The 17,036-nt window shown below is 55.5% G+C and carries 16 protein-coding genes; 4 read left to right on the plus strand and 12 right to left on the minus strand.

Going from position 1 to position 17,036, the window contains the following annotated elements:
* Positions 1-624: 624 nt before the first annotated feature.
* The 6 genes from sufU to rfbB form a co-directional block, all read right to left on the minus strand.
* Positions 625-1,098 carry a Fe-S cluster assembly sulfur transfer protein SufU gene (gene sufU, locus D8M23_RS05830; RefSeq protein ID WP_126854049.1) on the minus strand — a complete coding sequence of 158 codons (474 nt, stop codon included), beginning with the start codon at positions 1,096-1,098 and terminating at the stop codon, positions 625-627.
* A 57-nt stretch (positions 1,099-1,155) separates the two neighbouring features.
* Complete coding sequence (locus tag D8M23_RS05835) at positions 1,156-2,454, minus strand: SufS family cysteine desulfurase (RefSeq protein ID WP_126499710.1); 1,299 nt, start codon at positions 2,452-2,454, stop codon at positions 1,156-1,158.
* Between the two features lie 204 nt (positions 2,455-2,658).
* Positions 2,659-3,240, minus strand: coding sequence for an aminoacyl-tRNA hydrolase (gene pth / locus D8M23_RS05840; protein WP_126500835.1), 582 nt, complete (start codon positions 3,238-3,240; stop codon positions 2,659-2,661).
* A gap of 151 nt (positions 3,241-3,391) precedes the next feature.
* Entirely contained in the window at positions 3,392-3,676 is a 285-nt protein-coding gene (locus tag D8M23_RS05845; protein WP_006888036.1) for a 50S ribosomal protein L25, read from the minus strand.
* Between the two features lie 180 nt (positions 3,677-3,856).
* Positions 3,857-5,275: a dTDP-4-dehydrorhamnose reductase gene (gene rfbD, locus D8M23_RS05850; protein ID WP_126854050.1), complete on the minus strand. Its 1,419-nt coding sequence runs from the start codon at positions 5,273-5,275 to the stop codon at positions 3,857-3,859.
* Positions 5,276-6,274, minus strand: coding sequence for a dTDP-glucose 4,6-dehydratase (rfbB, locus tag D8M23_RS05855; protein ID WP_126854051.1), 999 nt, complete (start codon positions 6,272-6,274; stop codon positions 5,276-5,278).
* A 75-nt stretch (positions 6,275-6,349) separates the two neighbouring features.
* Here rfbB and rfbA point away from each other — a divergent pair, with 75 nt between their 5' ends.
* From rfbA to D8M23_RS05875, 4 genes are all read left to right on the plus strand, one after another.
* Positions 6,350-7,210 (plus strand): glucose-1-phosphate thymidylyltransferase RfbA, encoded by an 861-nt coding sequence (rfbA, locus tag D8M23_RS05860; protein WP_126854052.1) that lies wholly within the window; start codon positions 6,350-6,352, stop codon positions 7,208-7,210.
* A 90-nt stretch (positions 7,211-7,300) separates the two neighbouring features.
* Positions 7,301-8,839, plus strand: a complete 1,539-nt coding sequence (locus D8M23_RS05865; RefSeq protein ID WP_126854053.1) for a polysaccharide biosynthesis tyrosine autokinase — start codon at positions 7,301-7,303, stop codon at positions 8,837-8,839.
* Between the two features lie 109 nt (positions 8,840-8,948).
* Positions 8,949-9,800 carry a nucleotidyltransferase family protein gene (locus D8M23_RS05870; RefSeq protein WP_126854054.1) on the plus strand — a complete coding sequence of 284 codons (852 nt, stop codon included), beginning with the start codon at positions 8,949-8,951 and terminating at the stop codon, positions 9,798-9,800.
* Complete coding sequence (locus tag D8M23_RS05875) at positions 9,800-10,090, plus strand: PqqD family protein (RefSeq protein WP_126854055.1); 291 nt, start codon at positions 9,800-9,802, stop codon at positions 10,088-10,090. The genes D8M23_RS05870 and D8M23_RS05875 overlap by 1 nt, the downstream gene beginning before the upstream one ends.
* 85 nt (positions 10,091-10,175) lie before the next feature.
* On the opposite strand, the gene D8M23_RS05880 is transcribed toward D8M23_RS05875, so the two are convergent.
* The 6 genes from D8M23_RS05880 to D8M23_RS05905 form a co-directional block, all read right to left on the minus strand.
* Positions 10,176-11,357 (minus strand): glycosyltransferase, encoded by a 1,182-nt coding sequence (locus D8M23_RS05880; RefSeq protein ID WP_126854056.1) that lies wholly within the window; start codon positions 11,355-11,357, stop codon positions 10,176-10,178.
* Positions 11,358-11,367: 10 nt separating this feature from the next.
* Positions 11,368-12,348: a glycosyltransferase family 2 protein gene (locus D8M23_RS05885; protein WP_126854057.1), complete on the minus strand. Its 981-nt coding sequence runs from the start codon at positions 12,346-12,348 to the stop codon at positions 11,368-11,370.
* A gap of 65 nt (positions 12,349-12,413) precedes the next feature.
* A complete protein-coding gene (locus tag D8M23_RS05890) occupies positions 12,414-13,457 on the minus strand; it encodes a glycosyltransferase family 4 protein (RefSeq protein ID WP_126854058.1) in 1,044 nt (347 codons plus the stop codon).
* A 24-nt stretch (positions 13,458-13,481) separates the two neighbouring features.
* The gene (locus tag D8M23_RS05895) at positions 13,482-14,792 is read right to left on the minus strand and encodes an O-antigen ligase family protein (protein WP_126854059.1); all 1,311 of its coding nucleotides are present in this window, start codon (positions 14,790-14,792) and stop codon (positions 13,482-13,484) included.
* Positions 14,789-15,919, minus strand: coding sequence for a glycosyltransferase (locus D8M23_RS05900; RefSeq protein WP_126854060.1), 1,131 nt, complete (start codon positions 15,917-15,919; stop codon positions 14,789-14,791). The genes D8M23_RS05895 and D8M23_RS05900 overlap by 4 nt, the downstream gene beginning before the upstream one ends.
* 9 nt (positions 15,920-15,928) lie before the next feature.
* Positions 15,929-17,032 (minus strand): acyltransferase family protein, encoded by a 1,104-nt coding sequence (locus D8M23_RS05905; RefSeq protein ID WP_126854061.1) that lies wholly within the window; start codon positions 17,030-17,032, stop codon positions 15,929-15,931.
* Positions 17,033-17,036 lie beyond the last annotated feature (4 nt).

Raw genomic sequence — 17,036 nt, forward strand, 5'->3', positions numbered from 1 at the left:
TCACCATTTACCCATGAGCAGTTTATGCACCTAGGACTTCTATAATGAAAAAGAATCGTATCAATACCTTCTACGCGCTTAATATACTCACTATACTTGACGGGGAAATTCTGGAATGCGCGGGTACATCCATAACTCAGTATGCTGACTTGGATATATCCACGGAGAAAGACAGAAATATCATTCTCGAAGACCTGCTACGGCCTGAGCTATTGCACTATTCACCAGAAAACCAGCATAAAATACGGCTAAGTTTTCTGTACTGTACTACGAACTGCAGTGAGACGCAGTTGGAAGATTTACTAAATTTTTATAGCGGAAGTATTTTTCCAACCCCCAACAGTAAAATCACCTATAAAGAGTTTTTTGAGATTATGTACACCAGTTTATTTTGCCAAAATATAGAGGTGGAAGAATTAGATCATTTTATGTTCTACGACGGTCCCTCACCCCACGCGTGGAATTTATTCAACGAGTAGGCACCTTTGATTGCCGTACTGCTCCTATCGTCCGGGTATGAAACCGCCAAAGCATAAGCAACAGTTTGGTATGTGCCCAAGAGATACACCACTGATACAGCGGGGTAGAAATTCCCCGCTGACCAGTTGGCATCGCCAGAACGTACTACGCGTGTTTTCCTGCAGCCTCCCGGGCTGCTTCTTCGGCGGCAACCCAGGAGAGCATTGCGCATTTGACGCGGGCCATGAATTTTGAGACCCCCGAGAATGCCGCCATATCGCCGTACTCTTCTTCATCCAGGGTGATCTGACCGCGTGAACGCAGCATCTGGCGGAACACATCCACGTGGTGCTGCAGTTCCCCCACAGTCATGCCCGGTGCCATCTCTGAAAGCACCGACGCCGCAGCCATTGAGATAGAGCAGCCATCACCTTCCCAAGAGACTGACTCGATTACCTTTTCGCCGTCTTTTTGCTTATCCGAAAGTACCAGGCGCAGGTTAATCTCGTCCCCACAGGTGGGGTTGTACTGGTGGTTATCGGCGCTGCAACGCCCGTTAGGGACCTCCACGAGGTGCTCACCCGAACGCTGTTTGGAGTGCTCCAGGATAATTTCTTGGTACAACGATTCTAAAGACATAATCCATCCATTTCTGCGGCAGTGTGTAGAGGTAGATACGGTGCGCGTTCGGCGCGGTTACAGGCCAAAATAGGGGCGCACCTTCGCCAAAGCAGCCAGGAACGCCTCAATATCGTCAGTGGTGTTATACAGGTAGGCGGAGGCACGGGTGGAGGCGGTGACCCCTGAGAGCTTATGCAGCGGCTGGGCGCAATGGTGCCCCACTCGCACCGCAATACCCCAGGTGTCCAGAAGCTGACCCACATCGTGCGGATGCACCCCATCAATCGCCAAAGACACAAGCCCGGCGCGGCGGGCAGGGTCGGCGGGCCCGAGCAGGCGCACCCCCTCAATCTGCTGCACGCCCGCGGCAAGGCGCTGCCCCAGCTCATGCTCCCACGCCTGCACATTGGCCATCCCCACATGCTCAAGGTAACGCACGGCGGCGGCAAAAGCCACAGTCTGCGAAACCCGCTGAGTGCCCGCCTCAAACTTAATGGGAGCAGGCATGTACTCGGCATCTTCCAGCCCCACACGGGTGATCATAGAACCGCCAGTAAGGAATGGCGGTAGCGCATCCAGCAGCTCGGCACGGCCATAGAGCGCGCCAATACCGGTGGGTGCGAGCATCTTATGCCCCGAAAATGCGGCAAAATCCACCCCAAGACCCGGAAAATCAACGGGCATATGCGGTACTGACTGGCAGGCGTCAAGAACAGTGAGTGCGCCCGCCTTCCGCGCGAGCGCCACCATATACGGCACGTCCGTGATCGCACCAGTCACATTAGAAACATGTGTAAACGCTAGGACACGGGTGTTCTGCCCCACGATCTGTTCAGCAGCCTCGTAGTCGAGTTGACCGTCGGAGGTCACCGGAATGTGGCGCAAGGTTGCGCCGGTGCGCTGGGCTAGGATCTGCCAGGGAATCAGGTTGGCGTGGTGTTCCACCTCGGTGGTGACAATCTCATCACCCTCACCTAGGGCGAACTGTTCGGCTTTTTCCCCGCCAATCCCTTGAGAGGCGTTCCCGATAGCGTAGGCGATAAGGTTCAATGCCTCAGTAGCGTTGGAGGTCCACACGAGTTCCTTATCAGTGGCGCCCACAAAACGAGCAACGGTAGCTCGCGCATCCTCGAACAAGTCGGTGGCTTCAACTGCGAGCGTGTGCGCCCCCCGGTGTACCGCAGAGTTCGCGTGCAGGTAGAAGTCACGTTCGGCATCAAGCACCTGCAGGGGTTTCTGGCTGGTGGCCCCCGAATCCAGATACACCAGCGGGTGCCCATTCACCTGCGTACCGAGGATAGGGAAATCGGCGCGCAGATCACGCACCAGCTGGTCATTCAACGGCGTGTTCGCTGGGGTCGAGTATTCTGCCACGGTAACCTTCTTCTCTCGTGTGGGGCACGCCCAGTTTAAGGATGTTAAGCGTCTAGGACGCCCAAAACCGGGCGTGGCGCACAGCGTGCAAGCACCCGGCAGGGCATAACGTCATACTTTTCTAGCTTATTCCTCCACCCGGGGTGAAGGATAGTTAGGTGTGAGCAACCACGCCTCCCAAAGCACCGCCGCAGTACCCGGCAGCTAGGCGGAATGGTAGTGCTGCTGCGCCGCAACTAGGCCTTTCTCAACGAGCATACGCACCGCATCCGCCGCGTTAGAGATCAGGAAAGGCAGGTTTTTTGCCTCGGCCGTGGAGAACGGTTTGAGCACAAAATCTGCGGTGTTCATGCGACCGGGCGGGCGGCCAATACCAGCACGCACACGGTAGTACTCTTTAGTGCCGAACGCTTTAGTAATGTCACGCAGGCCGTTGTGCCCGCCTTCTCCCCCACCGCGTTTAAGTTTGATGGTGTCAAAGGGGATGTCCAGCTCGTCGTGCACCACCACCACATGGTCGGGCTCAATCCCGTAGAACTTTGCGACCGCTGAGACAGGACCGCCCGAAACGTTCATGTACCCGAGCGATTTCATGAGCACAACCTTGGGCCCGCCCATACCAAGACGGCCTGTAGCCACGACAGCGGACGCTTTAGGATGTTTTTTGAAGGTTCCGCCTACCTCACGCGCCAGCTCGTCAAGCACCATCTGCCCAATATTGTGGCGTGTTTTAGCGTACTGCGGGCCGGGGTTTCCCAAACCAACGATGAGCCACGCATCAGACATATCAGCCCGCCCCTTCAAGAATCGTGTGAGTAGTGACAAATCAGCCCCCTTGTGGGTGTGAAATGTTCCGGCAGATACGGTGCGACCCGCACCGAGCCCGGTAGGTTCGTGTGCGGGTCGCGCCCAATACGGTTATCTGCCGCTTATTGGATTAGTCCACAAACAGCAGGTCGATGTGCTGCAGCTCGGGGCGGATCGGGTGACGTTGAATATCCTGCACGCGAGCCTTGAACTGCTCGCCGTCAACCTCAATCACCAGAACGGCATCCTTGTTGCGCACAGCCAGGGTGGTCTCGTGGCCGGGCAGGATCACGTGCTTAGGCTCTTTGCCGTTGCCGTAGATAACGGCGGGAATGTTGCCTGCTGCGCGGATGCGGCGTGCGTAGCCCTTCCCAAAATCGGGGCGGGGCTCAGCGGTAATCTTAATTTCTGACATGGTAATCTCCACTCTATACATAATGGGTAATGCGCCAAGAGAATAATGGCGCGAATCATGGGATTCCATGCGCCACCTCGTCGATAACGGCAGAGTCTGCCCTCGCCTTGGCTAACACTATATTCTTACAAATTTTCTAGATGCGAGCAAGAGTGACTCGCACACCAGCCTGACGGCTAGCTACAGGGTGCACAGGTACTCGGCGAGCGCATCACGGTGATCGCGCGGGGTAAATCCGGCAGCAATAAGCTTTGAAAGATCCAGGGCAGAGTTGGCGGGGCGCGGGGCGAAGACCTGGGCGTTGGCGAAGTATTCTTCAGTGGTGGTGTTGCTTACTCGGGCGGCATCGTGACCGGTTCCGGTGTATACGGCGCGGGCAAGATCTGCCCAAGTGATAACCTCGCCGCTATTTGACACATGGTAGATGCCGTAGGGTGCGCCGGTAAACAGCAGATGCAGTGCCGCCCCTGCCAAGTCTTGGGTGAAGGTAGGGCGCCCCCACTGATCCGCCACGACGGCAGGATTCACGCCGCGTTCGGCCAGAGACGCCATAGTCGCCACAAAATTTTTGCCCTCGCCAACCACCCAGCTGGTGCGCAGCAGGTAGTGTTTGCGCCACGCGGTCGCGGCGCTCTCCCCCGCTGCCTTAGAGGCGCCATATACGCTCAGCGGGGCGATGGGATGCTCCACCGAGTATTCCTGCCCTACCGGCAGAGTTCCGTCGAAGACGTAGTCGGTGGAAACGTGCACGAGAGGAAGATTCGCTTCTTCGCAGACGCTCGCTAGGGCGGCGACTCCGTGAGCGTTGGCGGCCCAGGCTTCGCGGCGCCCCTCGAGGGTTTCGGCGTTATCCACTGCGGTGTAGGCGGCAGCATTGATGACCGCGCGGTATGACCGCCAGCGGAAGGCGTTTCGCCATTTTTCGGGGGTACCGAGATCGAGCTGATCACGATCCACCGCCTCAAAGGGGATATTCTGCGCGGTCAGCTGGCGCACGAGTTCACGCCCAAGCTGCCCGCCCGCACCCACAATCAGAAGAGGGTCGGGGGTAAGCGGGGTGATCTCATGTAAGCGCGGGTGTTTGCGGTCCTTCTCTGAAAGCTCAGCCTGCGCCAGGTCGATAGGCCAGTCGATGGCGGCGCTTTCGTCCGCGAGGTTCAGGAAGCTGTAGGCGGTGAGAGCATCCGCCGACCAGTGGTCGTTCACCAGGTAGGTGTAGGCGGTGTTTTCCTCCAGGGTTTGGAAGGCGTTGCCAACCCCGCGCGGAACGAAGATAGCGGTGTCGGGGCCGAGTTCGACGGTCACGACCCGTCCGAAGCTCTCCCCCGCACGCAAGTCTACCCAGGCACCGAAAATTCGGCCGCTCGCCACCGAAACGTATTTATCCCAGGGTTCGGCATGAATACCGCGTGTGGTGCCTACCGAGGTGTTAAAAGAAATATTATTCTGCACCGGGTCAAAATCGGGCAGACCGGCGGCACGCATTTTCTCACGCTGCCAGTTTTCCTTAAACCAGCCGCGATTATCGCCGTGCACGGGCAGATCGATGACGAGCAGCCCAGGTATATCGGTTGCCCTTACGTTCAGTTCTTTCGTCATTTACTGCCCCGCCTTCGCGTATTTAGCCTCAACTTCTGCCTTGAGCGGTTCCCACCAGGAACGGTTATCGGTATACCACGCGATAGTATCGTCAAGACCCGCTTCAAAGTCGGTGAACTGCGGTTCCCACCCGAGCTCTTCGCGCAGACGGGTGCCGTCAATGGCATACCGCATATCGTGCCCGGGCCGGTCTATCACATGTTCAAAGTCGTTCTCGTCTTTGCCCATGAGGCGAAGAATAGTGCGCAGCACGGTAATGTTATTCTCCTCACCGTCTGCACCGATAAGGTAGGTCTCACCAATTTTGCCGGAGTCAAGGATGCGCAGCACCGCCGAAGAATGATCGGATGCGTGAATCCAGTCGCGCACGTTCAGACCCTCGCCGTAGAGCTTAGGGGTCAGCCCCGAGAGGATATTCGTAATCTGCCGGGGAATAAATTTTTCGATGTGCTGATACGGTCCGTAGTTATTCGAGCAGTTCGAGATGGTCGCCTCAATCCCGAAAGAACGCACCCAGGCGCGCACCAGCAGATCGGAGCCCGCCTTGGTGGAAGAGTACGGGGAGGAAGGGTTATAGGGAGTAGTTTCGGTGAACTTTGCGGGGTCATCCAGCGCCAAATCGCCGAAAACTTCATCGGTCGAGATGTGATGGTAGCGGGTTCCGTGCCTGCGCACCGCCTCCAGCAGGGTAAACGTGCCGATCAGGTTGGTGTGAATAAAAGGTTCTGGGTTCGCCAGGGAGTTATCGTTATGGGATTCTGCGGCGTAATGGATGACTGCATCCGCCTGCGCTACGAGTTCGTCGGTGAGTTCACGATCTGCAATATCGCCAACCACCAGCTTAAAGCGGGATTCATCAAGCCCCGCAAGGGAAGCCGCGTTCGCGGCGTACGTCATTTTGTCGAGAACTGTGACAGTGTGCTGAGTGCGCTCCAACAGGTGATGAACAAAGTTTGAGCCAATAAAACCGGCGCCGCCGGTAACAAGAATGTGAGCCATACGTTAGATTTTAGCGCCCGACACCCGTATTTTTATGCATACAAACGGCGAGAATCGTGACACAATATAGAAACTATGAAAGGAATCATTCTAGCTGGCGGCACCGGCAGCCGCCTTCACCCCATCACTCAGGGCATTAGCAAACAGCTCACCCCGGTCTATGACAAGCCGATGATCTATTACCCGCTCTCAACACTCATGTTGGCGGGTATCCGGGATATCCTCATTATCACCACCCCTGCCGACCAGGAGCAGTTCCAAAGGCTACTCGGGGACGGCTCAAGATTCGGGGTTCACTTCGAATACAAGGCGCAGCCCTCCCCTGACGGGCTGGCTCAAGCATTTATTCTTGGTGCAGATTTTATTGGTAATAGCCCCGTTGCCCTCGTGCTTGGCGACAATATTTTCTACGGGCACGGGCTCGGCACCCAGTTGGCCAAATACGAACAGAAGGACGGCGCAACTGTCTTCGCCTACCAGGTGGCTGACCCGCGCGCCTACGGTGTGGTCGAATTCGACGAGAACAACAACGCCCTCTCCATTGAGGAAAAGCCCGAAAACCCCAAGAGCGACTACGTGATCCCCGGCCTGTATTTCTACGACCGGGATGTGGTTAACTATGCACAAGAACTTGAACCTTCACCGCGTGGTGAACTGGAAATCACCGACCTTAACCGTGTATACCTAAAACAGGGTAAACTGAAAGTGGAGGTTCTTCCGCGCGGCACTGCGTGGCTCGACACCGGCACCTTCGATTCACTCGCGGATGCCACGAACTTCATCCGCACCGTGCAAAAACGTCAGGGTCTTTCCATTGGATGCCCCGAAGAAATTGCGTGGCGCGCAGGCTGGCTCAGCGATCAGGAACTCAGCGAGATCGCAGGCCCCCTCGTTAAGAGCGGTTACGGCGAATACCTTCTCAACCTGCTACGGTAAGGTGGCGTCTTCGCTCAACTGTGCCCGGGCACGGGTCGACTACACTCAGCTCAAATACATCACATACGCATTCTGGAGTAATCACAGACCATGACCATACTGGACTTTGTGCGCACCACGAGGGCAAACCTCGTGTTGCTTATCCTCGGCATCATTATTGGTGCTCTCTTAGGCGTCGGCTATTCCCTCACCCAGCCCAAGGTGTATGCGGCCAGCGCATCCGGGTACGTCACCATTGGCAGCGGCGGCACCATTGACGTGCTCTCGGGCTCATCGGCTGCGAAAGACCGCGCCCGCTCCTACTCCGCTATCGTCTCCTCCGAGGCTGTGGCGAAAATCATTCAAGAGAAAAACCCCAATATGGGGATGACCGTCAGCGGTATCCGCGGCAGTGTTACCGCGTCCACTGACGAAAACAGCTCGCTGATTAAAGTCAGCGCCCACGCCTCCACACCGGAGCAGGCGCAGGTTCTGGCGAACTCGGCGCTACACGCCACCGCTGAATACATTAAGAATATTGAAGGCAATAACGGCGGTAGCGGCAACGCCGCCAACAGCAATGGGGGGAATAACGCCACCCCCAATGCTGAGAACGGCAACACTGCAGGTGCTAATGCTAGCGCGAACACCGCTGTTAGCGGTAACGCCGCGAATAATATCCGCGTGATCCCTCTCGATAACGCAAGTATTAACCCCCCGCTGGTATCCCCCAACTACACCCGTAACACCCTCATCGGTGCAGTCGCCGGGCTCGTTCTTGTGTACGTTGTGATCTTCCTGCGCCGCTCCGTGGACCAGCGCATCCGTACCCGTGATGACGCCGTGAAAGCCACCGGCAGCAGCATCCTTGGTGTTCTGCCCACCAGTGATGACCTCACTGAAGAAAACATTGTTACCGGCTCCTCCAACGACCATATCGCTCAAGAGTCAATTCGTCAGCTGCGCACCAACCTGCGTTTCGTCAATATTGACGAGCCGCCGCGTTCGTTCCTGGTCACCTCCGCGGTTCCCAGTGAAGGTAAGTCCACCGTGTCGCTGTCGCTGGCGCGTTCCATGGCTGAGTCTGGTCAGGCTGTCATCCTCATCGATGCTGACCTGCGCCGCCCCACCCTGGCGAAGAAACTCAACGTTGATGCGAAGGTCGGTCTCACCCAGGTGCTGGCCGGTCAGGTCGATATTGCTGAGGCCGTGTACCAGTTGGAGGAATCCAACCTGTTCGTGCTCACCGCCGGACGTATCCCCCCGAACCCCTCAGAACTGCTGGGCTCCGATAAGATGCGCCAGCTGGTCAGGGAACTATCCGAAGAGTTCGTGGTGGTTCTGGATGCCCCGCCGCTGCTGCCCGTCACCGATGCCTCACTGCTCTCCTACGCGGTAGATGGCGTGATTATGGTTGGTTCGATCGGTAAGAGCCATCGCGAGCAGATGACCGAGGCAACCAATAACCTGAACAAGGTGAATGCTAACCTCTTCGGGCTGGTGCTGAACCGTGCGCCGCGTAAGGGCCTGGGTAACTCCTACTACGGCTTCGGCTACGCCAACAGCTACGTGGGGTACGCAACCTACTACGGCTACTCAAAAGACGGCACGAAGAAAAAAGTGAAGTCTCGGAAGAAAGCCAAGAAATAGGTTTACCGCCCGCAGCAGTTAACCGGGGCGGGGATAAGACATTGCGCCTTGTCCCCGCCCTATACTGTAGCTACAGCACACGCTTCAAAAACTAACTGGAAGACACCCTGTGGAAAAAACTGAACGGCAGGCCGCCTCAGCGCCGCTCAAAGCACGTATTATGCTGGCGCACGCCTACTTTCAGCGCGTCGCCAACGCCAACGGCATAGATATTCTGCACGTTAAAGGGTACGCATTCGGTCCGGAGGTGTACCGTCCCGAGCGGCACAGCACCGACGTGGATTTGCTGGTACGCCCCTCCCATGTGGACCGGTTCGTGCAGGCGCTTATAGCTCAGGGGTGGAGTATCCAAGCGCACTTTGAAACCGGCTCAGTATTTGAGCACGCCATGACCCTTCACCACGATGCGTGGGGGCTGACCGACATACACCGGTTCTTCCCCGGCCTGGGCGAGAACCATGAACGGGTTTTTGAGCAGCTGTGGCTGGCCCGAACCACACGCGATATAGCGCACCGGCCCTGCACCGTACCGTCTGTGCTGGATGCGCGAGTTATTGTGGTGCTGCACCGTGCACGAGCCGCCGCGAAATACAGCAGCGACCTCAAATACCTTAACGAAATCATGAGCTACAGCGAATGGGAACGGGTACACGATAGGGCCTTAGAGCTGCACTCCGGCATCGCCTACGCGGCGGCAATGGGCCATCTAGCGGCCTACAGGGGGCACCGCGACTACCTGCTGTGGAAGGCTGTCTCGACGAAAGTTCCCCCCTACCTGCTGTGGTTTGCACGGGTACGCTCAGCACGCGGTATTGCCGAGAAGGCGCGGGTTATCAAAAATATTGCGCTGGTAAATGAAGACCACCTGGCAATGACGCTGGGGCATAAACCCAGCCGGAGCGAAATATGGCGGCAGTTCTTCAGCCGTTTCGGCATTAAATTTCCGAAAGGCGGCAAATAATGGCTCAGCTGCGTTACTGCATCCCCGAATATATCGCCTATGTGCACACCGACGAATTCGCCAAGTACAGCCCCACCGCCAGCTATCTTGCTGATTTGCGCACCAGCAGCATCGCGGTCTTAGAGGGGTCAGCATCCATTATTTGGGGCGTGTTTGAGGTTCCGCTGACTCTCCCGGAGGCTATTGAAGAGATCGCGGAGCTTGCGGAACAGGACCCTGCGGCTATCGCCGAGCAGGTGCAGGATTTTGTGACCGATTTGGTGTCCCGCGAGTACCTGGAAGAGCTGTAAACAGGCGGCATGTTCCGGGAAACTTCCCCCACCTGCCCTTCCCGTAATACTGCGGTGAATACAGCCAAATCGTGCAGCGTTAGCGTTATCCCAGCTGGGCCACATACTCGTGCAGCTGGGCGATAAACCTCTCTTCAGAGAACTTTTCAACATGGGCGCGAATCTGCTGGGGATCCCACTGTGCCGGGTCAAATGAGGACACGGCAGACTCGATCAACTCAGGGGTTGGCTCATCAATAAACACACCGGTGCGCCCTTCCACGACGGTGTCAAGGAAACCGCCCGCACGGAACGCAATCACAGGTTTACCGCTTGCACCCGCTTCTAGGGGAGTAATCCCGAAATCCTCGTGTGAAATCGCCAGCAGCGCCACACAGTTGCGGTAGGCGTAACATAGCTGCGCATCCGGCAGATCTGAGGCGATACGCACCGTCGGCCCGGCATGTTTTAGAAGGCTATCTTTCTCCGGCCCCCGGCCGATAATCAGTAGTTTCTTTCCCATGCGAGTGAACGCCTCCACCGCGTGTTCTATGTTCTTATACGGCAGCAGGCGTGAGACGATCAGGAAATAGTCGCCGTCGGCCATGAACGTCTCCAAACCAGGAATCGGCTCGGCCGGGGAATCCATATCTACCGAATGCGGCGGGAAAAAAATCGGTACATCCTCTTTACCGTAGACGTTCTGGATCCGCTCCCTAATGATGGTGGAGTTACCCACATAGTTCTCGGATTTTGCGGCGGCCCGCTGATCCCACAGCTTCAGTGCGGGCCTAAGCGTGCGCAGGGCAATCCCCGCAACACCGTCTTTTTTCTTCCCCAAATACTGGTCGCTCAGGTACAGCCACCGCGCCGGGGAATGGCAGTAGACGAAGCTCTGCCCGGCGTACCTGAACCCGTGCGCCCAGCCGGTGGTTGAGATAATCGCCTTCCGGGCGGGCACCTTCAACAGGGACGAAGCGAACGGCAGCAGCGGCAGCGCGAAACGGTGTTTATGGCGGAACAGCCCAATGCGGTTAATGCCACTGGTGACAATTTTTGCATCTTTAAACTCGGGGAAAGTACCTTCGGGGTCGTAGAGAGTGGTGTATATTGTCGCCTCGGGGAAGGCCTTGTGCATGGCAAGTACCACCCGCTCGGCACCTCCTCTTTGGGTGAGGTAGTCGTGCGCGATAGCGATTTCTTCGGTAGCTTGCACCCGCCAGAACGGCAGGCATTTTTTAGCGGTTTTCTGTGCTCCGCTGAGCAGATGATGTGCGTGTGCGAACATGATGTGGTTCCTAGAATACTTTCTGGGCGCGGCGTGGGTATTTCACACCCGCGTAGGAGGCTGCTTCAACCTGTAGCGCCACAATTTTCTCGGCGAACTTTACCGGGAGTTTGAGCAGGATTCTATCGCTGGCGTCCCCCACTGTTTTGATGGTTCGTTCGGTGGTGAATAATGCGAGTGTTTTGACCGCTGCGCCCCACATCCCGCCCGGGTTTGGGGCGGTGTGCGCCTGTTCGCCGTGTTTTCGCACGAAAATGGAGCGCGCCGCCCCAGAGTGCAGGGCACGTAGAGCGCGTACGGAGGTGGTGGTTGCTTCTGCGTGGTGTTTCGCCTCTACCTCGGAAGAGATAAGAATTTTTCCCGCAGCGTCGGCGATCATTTTCCCCATATCGACGTCTTCCCAGCCGTAGAGGCGGTAGGCGGGGTCGAATCCCCCTACTTTGTGGAAGAACTCGGCTGATACGGACGAGTTACCGTTCCAGTAATGCCAGCGCTCATGTGGGGGTACACTGAGCGCTCCCTGCTTGAACTTTTTATCTCGGTAGTTGCCATAAACCAGCGAGTAGGGGGTCTGAGGAAATACGTTGTTAAGGGTGCCGATAACCCCGTCGTACTCTTGGTGCAGGCGAAGGTGGTTCGCTACGTAATGTTCGTCCGGCTGCAGGTCATCATCACAGCGGATGAGTACCTTGGCATTAGCGGCCCGGTGCCCAGCGTTCAGGGCTGCTACCCTCCCCCGGTTTTCGGGGAAAATAATGGTGCTTAGGTTCAGTCCGCCCTCGGCAGCATATTTTTTCAGGACAGCCTCGCTATTGTCGATGTCGCCATCGAGCACAACGATTACCTGAAAGTCTTTTTCTGTTTGGGCACGTAAAGCCTCCAGCGGGTAGTGCAGCAGGTGTGCACCGCCTCTGGAGGGGATAATGACGGCCGCTTTGTAGTAGTGGTCGGCGTTATGCGAGTGAGCTTCGTGATGTGTAAGGTGAGTCATAACGATATGCTTTTATGGTGTGATTCTGTTGTGTTCCGGTCGGCTCGCGCCGCCGTAGAGGGATATTATGCGGGTGAAATATGCTGTTCCAGGATTTCGCGCACGCGTTCTTTACCGGCCTCAGGAGAGTACAGCTCCTGCCAGCGCCAGAAAGCGTCAGATACAGTGTTGGTGAGCTTCTCAGAGTCTGAGCTCAGCTGTTCCGCGACGATGCTGATCGTACGCGCCAGCTCGGCCTCATCCCCCTTGGGGACGATATATGGATAGTTTTCACCCACGATCTCGGGCAGTGCCCCCGAATCGGAGACAATAAGAGGCACGCGGGCGCTCATTGCTTCAGCAGCAACAAGCCCGAAAGACTCGGCAACTAGTGAGGGAACTACCAGCATATCGACGTTGTTAAACAACGCCTCAGGGGTGGCCCACCCCAGACGCTCGGTGTGCTCTGCAATACGGCTAAGGGAACGGTCAACCTGTTCCTGTTCCACCTCAGAGGTGAAAACGGGTTCCCCTGCTACCACCAGGCGGTACGCGCCGCCTCCCTGGGTGAGGGTAGCAATAGCCTTACACAGCGGAACTATACCTTTAATGGGGCTCAGCCGTCCAATAAATCCCACACGTATGACATCAGTATTGTCATGTTTAAGGTCTGTAGGTACCTCAGAGACCCAGTTGCTCAAAACCTGTGCACCGTTTATCTGCCGGGCCATAAAGTTGCTCGGCACCAGGGTCGCACTCGCCTTACGACGCGCAAAGGGGACTAGTTTTGCGTTGAGTCCCTCTGGAATCTGGTGCAGGTGCACAATCCGGTTCTTACGCCCGCCGGTAGCGGCAGCGGGTACCAGCCCATTGCACCACAGCAGTACTTTCTTATGGGCGGAGTGCCAGGCGCGAAGCTGCATCATGTACTGGGAGCGGGTACGGGCGGGAAGTACCACACGGGCAAACCCCTCATCGGCGGCAGCCTCAACCAGCTGCGGCGGGTGCGCTGGGCCAATAACAGTGACTCTGTAGCCAAGGGAACGGGCGGCACGGGCAATATTGAGCAGCATGACCTCGCCGCCGCCCATATCACCATTATTGGTTGCAATATACAATTCCTGCGCCATGACCTTGAACCCTCCTGTTTGAATTTACCGAGTAACCTCTAGTGTGCCCGCTGCCGGTGGGGTAAGAAGCGTTGTTTTCTTTGTGAGAGGAATACGTCCGTCAATCCCGTCTTTATCCCCCGGCTGCTCATGAATGGTACCCGCCGCCCGTGAAATAATGATGGCCCGGATCGCGTATCCCACGCAGACGGCCCACATCCAGGTGTAGAACACCTCACCCAGGCGTTGGGCGCAAATCAGCAAAGCAACGCCTGCACCCTGAATATAGGCCTCATCACGGCTCCACCGTGAAGCATTACTGAAAGGACGCACCAGACAAAAAACGGTGATGCCGACTACGAGCAGCATCCAGGGCCAGCCGCCTTCCACCAGTGCAGACCAGTAAGAGTTATGGAACAGCCAGACTTTATTGTCATGGTGCAGATACACGTAGGCCTCGCCCAAACCACGACCGAAAATACCGGTATTTTCTACTTTTATTTGGGAGGCCGCATCGATTTGGGTTCGGAACCAGTCACTACCAGCACGGTCTCCGAAGCGTGATGACTGTGAATAATCATCGGTGAGAATGCCAAGGGCCAGGTAGATGAGCAAGCCGAGGACAAGGCGCCCCCACACCGGAAGACGTTTAGCCAGCACAATCCAGATAATTCCCATTGCGAAGGCGGCCATTGATGTGCGAGAGCCCGTCAGCCACAGGATAGTCGCGAATACAATAATCGTAAGGATGATCTCGACACGGCGGCGCGCAAGAGTGAGGGCAAGAAGACCAAAAATACAGTAGGCAAGACCGGAGACGTTCTTATCTCCCAGGAACCCGGTCAGATATCCCTTATACTCTGTGGATCCGAGGCCAGCATAGTATGCAGGGACGTTCATCAAAAGAGCGGTTATATATCCCGCCAGCATTGAGCGGATATGTAATCTGCCAGAGACAATAGACCAGAGCAGGAGAGTGGCCAAAACCAGGCGCAACAGACGGCGCTGCCAGTCAAAAGCACCAGAACTAGGCTCGTGCGTGAGGGACACAAACGCCAAATACCCCAGCACCGCAAAGATAACAAACGCCAGATTCTGAAATTTTCCCAGCTCGTACACCGGTTGTTTAATGAGGGCATATAGCACAACCACGATAATGACAACCTGGTTATAGGGAAGCCCTATACCCGGCGCAGCTTCTCCGAAGATCATGAGGAAAAACATAATAAACTCGGGAAGACGTATCTTCCCCGCACCCTGCCGCAGATACTCGGTCCCCTGGCCCAGATGGTTCTGGATCCGCTCGGCGGCAGATGCGGGTTGGCCATTAGCGGCTTTAGAGCTTGTGACGCTCACCGGGTACCTCCTCGCGGTAGCTTGTTCGTGTATAGGGCGGCTGTCTGTTGTGCCATTGTTGCGTTATTAGGCCAGGTAAACTGTTCGCTGGGACCTTCCAAGAGCAGGGCGTGCATCCGGCTAAACACCTGCTCGGTCAGGTTCGGGGATGAGCGCTCTATCAGTTCCCTAGCAGAGACGACCTCGGGGTTGCCTCCCACAGCGGTTGCCACAACTTTTAGCCCAGCAGATTTGGCATCCAGCAGAGTGTAAGAGCAGTTCTCCCATACGGAGAGCTGCACCACCATATCGCTGCGCCCCATCGCCTGATAAGGATCTGTAAAACCACTGAACGTGACTGAGTCCCCCAGATTGAGGCGTTGTGCCTGTTCCCTCAAAGCTGCGGATAGCTCGCCGTCACCAGCGATTTCTAGGCGGGCCTTCGGGTAGTGTTCATGCAGCCTGGCGAAGGCGTCAATGAGCACGTCGATCCCTTTCTCGGGTGAGAGCCGTGAGAGGGATAGGATGCGTGGCGCATCCGGTTCAGCGGGTACATGATAGGCGTCAACCTGCGCGTAAACCGCATCAATATCCACACCATTGTATACGAGTTCGACGGTTCGGGCACCCCATTTGCGGTGCATCTGCTCCGCAGTGGAGGCTGAGACTGCGATTGCTGTATCTGTGCCCCACAGGCGTACCCGGTGTACCTGCTCCATGAGTTTAGAACGCCATGAGGTGCCGTGATACACGGAATCGTCACCAGCGATGCCGTGTTCTGTCGTGAATAGTTTGGGGGTGAGCCGCGAACGGTTTAACGCTCGCCGTATTTTGAGAGAGTTCACTGCGGCTGCGGCAAGAACATCCGCGTAGGCAAGGTGGCTGTGCACGATTGCGGGGTTTTCGTCCTCAATCGCGCGTAATAGCGAGGTGAATGAGCGTTTAAACCCGGCATGTGGGCCGAACTCAGCTTCTATAACGCGCACGCCCAGTTCTTTAAGCCGCTCGGTGAGCACCCCCGCAGGGGCGAGCACCACCAGCTCATAACCTGGAATACCGGCACGCGCCATATCGAGCGTGTGTCGTGCCACTCCCCCGAAGTCGGGAACCGGAACGACCCAAAGCACTTTAAAAATACACTTGCTCATATTTTTACTCTATTCGCAGCTTTTCTTTCGTCCAGTTACCAGAACACGTGTTAGCAACTTGCGGAATGCTACAGAAACATTCGTTTCAATTGTGATATGAACTATATAAGCCCAAACAATTACCAATATTATAGTAAAACCGCGAGCTCCCCAATCTCCTAAATATGGGTTTAATATATTAATAATCATATAACCCAACATAGCATGACCTAAATACAATGGATAAGATATAACTCCCACAAAATGAATAGGCCCGTGGGCTAAAAATGGCACTTTGGGACAGTGCACAACAATAAAAAATATCACACAGATACCCAGCATTGTCACAGCATGTAACATATCACGCATAATATATGTATTAATGGATGCCATAATAGTCAGTAACGGTATTAACCACGTAAATCTACGATCATGGCTATACATAAAGAGAACCATTCCCAAGCAGAAGAGCGGGGCATGTTCAGCAAGCACAGACCATAATACAATCTTATCGAGAGAATTATGCGGAATTCCAATAACCAAACATAATATGGTGCCTATTACACTCCAGATAATAATACCGACAGTGATTTCACGCCGATAGATTTTCCCGCGACGAAATAAAATATATGTAGCTACCAGAAGGTAGAATTGCATCTCTACAGCTAAAGTCCAGTAGACCTTGTCTACATCTTCGACCATAATAAAGCGTTGCATCATGGTGGTATTCAACAATACCTGCAACTGCGTAATATGCCGCCCAGGGTTACCGTATAGCACATACACCAGTGTAGCAATTATAATTCCAAACCAGTATGTAGGATATAGACGTGCTACTCGAGAAATCATAAATTTCAGGGCCGATCCACTTTTAATAGCAGTTAGCAAAATAACATACCCCGATATAATAAAGAAAAGTTGCACCCCCATCTCCCCCAGCGGAAAAGAATATGGGGATTGTGGAGAATGTATATAGTTCTGGTTGAAAGTCGCACCAAAATGTCCTATGACTACTGCTAACGCTGCTATTCCGCGCAGCCCATCAAGTTCGCGGAACCGTCCGGGGGTGATAAAGCTATTATCAAGTATTTCGTTATGCTCTTGGGTGCGCCGAATTGTTCTTATCTTCTTCATAACC

Origin of the sequence: Rothia sp. HSID18067 (assembly GCF_003989445.1) — a bacterium.
GTDB classification, from domain to species: Bacteria; Actinomycetota; Actinomycetes; order Actinomycetales; family Micrococcaceae; genus Rothia; species Rothia aeria.